Here is a 1,253-nt window from a genome sequence, read left to right on the forward strand (position 1 = left end):
TCCGCTGGCAGTGTTTTCGGTGCCTTGCCGCTGAACGTCGGCGACCAGGCCGATGATCGCCGCCTGGTGGACTCGACCCGTTCCCTGTTCAAGACCGGCTTCTTTCAGGACATCCAGCTGAACCGCGATGGCAATGTGCTGATCATCAACGTGGTGGAGCGCCCGTCGGTGTCGAGCATCGAGATCGAAGGCAACAAGGCCATCAGCACCGACGACCTGATGAAGGGCCTGAAGCAATCGGGCCTGGCCGAAGGCGAGATCTTCCAGCGCGCCACCCTCGAAGGTGTGCGTAACGAGCTGCAGCGCCAGTACGTGGCCCAAGGCCGCTACTCGGCCGAGGTTGACGCAGAAGTGGTGCCGCAGCCGCGCAACCGTGTGGCACTGAAGATCAAGATCAACGAAGGCACCGTTGCTGCCATCCAGCACATCAACATCGTTGGCAACAACGTGTTCGATGATGAAACCCTGGGCCAGCTGTTCGAGCTGAAGACCACCAACTGGCTGTCGTTCTTCAAGAACGACGACAAGTATGCCCGCGAAAAACTGTCCGGTGACCTGGAGCGCCTGCGTTCCTACTACCTGGACCGCGGCTACATCAACATGGACATCGCCTCCACCCAGGTGTCCATCACGCCGGACAAGAAACACGTCTATATCACCGTCAACATCAACGAAGGCGAGAAGTACACCGTTCGCGACGTGAAGCTGTCCGGTGACCTGAAAGTGCCAGAAGACCAGGTCAAGTCGCTGTTGCTGGTGCAGCCGGGCCAGGTGTTCTCGCGCAAGGTGATGACCACCACGTCCGAGCTGATCACCCGCCGCCTGGGTAACGAAGGCTACACCTTCGCCAACGTCAACGGCGTGCCGCAGCCCAACGACCAGGACCACACGGTCGACATCATGTTCGTGGTCGACCCGGGCAAGCGTGCCTACGTCAACCGCATCAACTACCGCGGCAACACCAAGACCGAAGACGAAGTGCTGCGCCGCGAAATGCGCCAGATGGAAGGTGGCTGGGCTTCGACCTACCTGATCGACCAGTCCAAGACCCGTCTGGAGCGCCTGGGCTTCTTCAAGGAAGTCAACGTCGAGACCCCGCCAGTACCAGGTACTGACGACCAGGTCGACGTCAACTACAGCGTCGAAGAGCAAGCCTCCGGCTCGATCACCGCCAGCGTCGGTTTCGCCCAGAGCGCCGGCCTGATCCTCGGGGGTTCGATCAGCCAGAGCAACTTCCTCGGTACCGGTAACAA

The 1,253-nt window shown here is 60.4% G+C and carries 1 protein-coding gene; it reads left to right on the plus strand.

Annotated features, from left to right (window positions below; all coding sequences use genetic code 11):
• Positions 1–1,253: outer membrane protein assembly factor BamA (bamA, locus tag CKW35_RS27665; protein WP_095117339.1), on the plus strand; the 1,253-nt coding region annotated here is incomplete at both ends.

The organism is Pseudomonas sp. Irchel 3F3, assembly GCF_900187545.1.
Classification (GTDB): Bacteria; Pseudomonadota; Gammaproteobacteria; order Pseudomonadales; family Pseudomonadaceae; genus Aquipseudomonas; species Aquipseudomonas fortuita.